This window comes from Virgibacillus alimentarius, assembly GCF_000709085.1.
Taxonomy (GTDB): domain Bacteria; phylum Bacillota; class Bacilli; order Bacillales; family Amphibacillaceae; genus Virgibacillus_B; species Virgibacillus_B alimentarius.
Genome location: NZ_JFBD01000136.1, coordinates 1 through 3,107, shown reverse-complemented (window position 1 = coordinate 3,107; position 3,107 = coordinate 1). Strand labels below are relative to the sequence as shown.

The following is a 3,107-nucleotide window of genomic DNA, read 5'->3' as shown; positions in this document are numbered from 1 at the left end:
CAACAGCACCTACATAAAACTTATCAGGTGTTGTAATAGCTACTCGCCAGTAATTTTGTTTAATCGTAGGAGAAGTAGCAATTTGTGTAGTGTTTGGGAAATAATCATAAATTTTCTTTACTATTTCCTTTTTATCAATATAGCGTTTAATATAATATAGAGCAATTACCGTATAAATAATTAACCATGTATACCCTGGATTTGCACCTAATCCCCAAGCACCGATTCCAGCAATATGCAAGAGGAAAATATAGGGGTCAAAAGTGTTGATAAACCCGTAAGCTATCCATTTATTTGTAAAAGGCCTATAAGCTTGCGTACCATAAGCATTAAATAGGTCTACAAACACATGTATCACCACCGCTGAGAATGTCCATATCCATAAATGCAGAAAATTAACCTGTGGAACAAATAAATGGATGATTCCAGCGATGAGTATCCCCCAGATTAATACAGCAGGGATAGAATGTGTTAAACCTCGGTGGTGACGGATATACGTAGCATTATTTTTAAGTTTTAAAATTGTATCAAAGTCTGGTGCTTGCGAACCGATAATTGTTCCGGCCAAAACTGCATTGAATAGCGTGGGATCATTACTGACAACTGGATCTAACGTTGCAAGTCCGCCTAGTGCAATTCCCATAACAACATGGGTACCTGTATCCATGATTAAGGTCCTCCTTAGACGTGCATTCATGGTGTTTTTTAAAATGAAATAAAAGTTTATTGTGTCGTTCATAAATACCTGAATTTTATTATAACATAAAAGGATATGATGGTATGCAAGAAATAGCGTTACAAAATATTGACATTCATACATTTCAACAAGATTTAATCGATTGGTATCAAGCGAATAAACGTGATCTTCCGTGGCGCAAGGATCAAGATCCATATAAAATATGGGTGTCTGAAGTTATGCTACAACAAACGAAGGTTGATACAGTTATTCCTTATTTTAATCGATTTATGGTAAATTATCCAACATTAAAGGATTTAGCGGAGGCAGACCAGCAAGATGTATTAAAAGCTTGGGAGGGACTGGGATATTATTCGCGTGCGAGGAACTTACAAACTGCGGTACGTGAAGTTGTCGCAATTTATAATGGGGAAGTTCCAAATGATCCTAAAGTATTGGGATCATTAAAAGGAGTTGGACCATATACAAAAGGAGCTATTCTTTCGATTGCTTTTGACCAGCCGGAACCTGCTGTTGATGGAAACGTAATGCGTGTTCTTTCACGTGTTTTAAAAATAGAAGAGGATATTACACAACAACGAGTAAAAAAACAATTTGAAAATCACGTACGGCAGTTAATTTCAAGGGAAGACCCATCTTCGTTTAATCAAGGCATTATGGAGTTGGGTGCACTTATTTGCACACCAAAATCTCCTATGTGCATGTTTTGTCCTGTTCAAAAGCATTGTCAGGCTTTTGCAGAGGGAATGGAAGAGGAGCTTCCAATCAAAAAGAAAGCAAAAAGGCAAAAAAGAATACCTTATATTGCGTTATTAATCAAAAACAGCGATAACCAATTTGTCATTGAAAAACGTCCCGACCAGGGGCTTTTAGCAAATTTATGGCAATTTCCAATGGTACAATCGAAAAATACAAATATAGAGGAAGCTAAAAAACAGTTTGAAGAAGAATACGGTATAACAATTGAAATTGGGGAAAAAAAAGGAACGTTGAAGCATGTTTTTAGCCATCTTATTTGGGAATTGGAAATATATGAGGCAGAAATGATCCAACATCAATCAACAAAAAACAAACATCTTCACTTTGCTGAAAAACGAGAATTAAGATCTTATCCTTTCCCTGTCTCGCATGTAAATATGATGAAATATATTTAAATACATGTACATTTTGTAAAAATAAAAATATCATTTTTCGCGGATAACATTTATCGAAATGGATAAATTAATACATGCGGAGGTGATAGTGATGGCTAAAAACAATCCAAAAAAGACAGCTGCAGGTACAAACGTGAATAAAGTAAAGCAACAAAACCAAGCAGCTGCTCAAGGCCAATATGGTACTGAGTTCGCATCTGAAACAGATGCTCAATCAGTTAAAAAGAAAAACCAAAAATCTCAGCAAAATAAAAAATAATCACCTTACCTCGATTTCAGATGTGAAAAGAGCTTCCTTTCCCCAAGGAAGCTCTTTTCTAATAGCGGCATTCATAATACTTTATCTTTCATTTTATTACCCTTATACTATTATGAAAGAGTAAATATGCAGGCTTGGGACAATGCATGCAGGAAGGAAGATACAATGGATGCTCCAGCAACAGGATCAAAAATTGAAATACACAGCTATAAACATAACGGAAAATTACATCGTATATGGGAAAGCACACTTGTTTTAAAGGGGACCGAATCCGTTGTTATTGGAGCTAATGATAAGACACAGGTAATAGAGGGAAACGGCAGAACATGGATCACAAGAGAACCTGCTATTACCTACTTTCATTCTAAGTATTGGTTTAATATAATCGGTATGCTTCGTGATGATGGAATTTATTATTATTGCAATATTAGCTCTCCCTTTATTTATGAAGAAGAGGCTCTGAAATATATTGATTATGATTTAGACGTAAAGATATATCCTGATATGACATATGTACTTTTAGATGAGGACGAGTATGAAGAGCATAAAAGACAGATGAATTATCCGATGGTTCTGGATCGTATTTTACACCGTAATGTCGATTATCTGCTGAAATGGCTGCTTCAACGGAAAGGGCCTTTTTCACCAGGTTTTGTGGATCAGTGGTATGAACGATATTTAACCTATAGAGAAGATTAGTTTCGATTATTTAGTAAAAGTATAAAACCTTGTTACGAATCTTGTGGCAAGGCTTTTCTATTGTACTTTAACATAAACAACTATAGTATATTGTGAAGTGGGGTAGTTTAGACAGAGCAGTTTATGATTTCATATGTACGTATAATTATTTAAAAAGGAAGATAAACCACATGAATGCCATCAAACAATATTTAAAGTTTGTTAAACCATATAAATGGAAGATTTTATGGACAGTTATAATTGGGATTTTTAAATTCGCAATTCCCTTATTAATTCCATTAATTTTAAAGTATGTTAT

At 34.8% G+C, this 3,107-nt stretch carries 4 protein-coding genes; 3 read left to right on the top strand and 1 reads right to left on the bottom strand.

Features of this window, described 5'->3' with window-relative positions; translation table 11 throughout:
• Positions 1-667: metal-dependent hydrolase (locus tag GZ63_RS0115990; RefSeq protein WP_029271286.1), on the bottom strand; the 667-nt coding region annotated here is incomplete at its 3' end.
• A 113-nt stretch (positions 668-780) separates the two neighbouring features.
• Here GZ63_RS0115990 and mutY point away from each other — a divergent pair.
• The 3 genes from mutY to ntdP all read left to right on the top strand — a co-directional run bounded on the left by mutY (position 781) and on the right by ntdP (position 2,809).
• Positions 781-1,851 carry an A/G-specific adenine glycosylase gene (mutY, locus tag GZ63_RS0115985; RefSeq protein WP_029271284.1) on the top strand — a complete coding sequence of 357 codons (1,071 nt, stop codon included), beginning with the start codon at positions 781-783 and terminating at the stop codon, positions 1,849-1,851.
• Between the two features lie 91 nt (positions 1,852-1,942).
• Entirely contained in the window at positions 1,943-2,110 is a 168-nt protein-coding gene (locus GZ63_RS0115980; RefSeq protein WP_029271282.1) for a gamma-type small acid-soluble spore protein, read from the top strand.
• 165 nt (positions 2,111-2,275) lie between these two features.
• Positions 2,276-2,809 carry a nucleoside tri-diphosphate phosphatase gene (ntdP, locus tag GZ63_RS0115975; RefSeq protein ID WP_029271280.1) on the top strand — a complete coding sequence of 178 codons (534 nt, stop codon included), beginning with the start codon at positions 2,276-2,278 and terminating at the stop codon, positions 2,807-2,809.
• Positions 2,810-3,107 lie beyond the last annotated feature (298 nt).

Bases quoted from the DNA above. Each gene is read 5' to 3' on its own strand.
- mutY (WP_029271284.1), top strand. From the start codon at position 781: ATGCAAGAAATAGCGTTACAAAATATTGACATTCATACATTTCAACAA.
- GZ63_RS0115980 (WP_029271282.1), top strand. From the start codon at position 1,943: ATGGCTAAAAACAATCCAAAAAAGACAGCTGCAGGTACAAACGTGAAT.
- ntdP (WP_029271280.1), top strand. From the start codon at position 2,276: ATGGATGCTCCAGCAACAGGATCAAAAATTGAAATACACAGCTATAAA.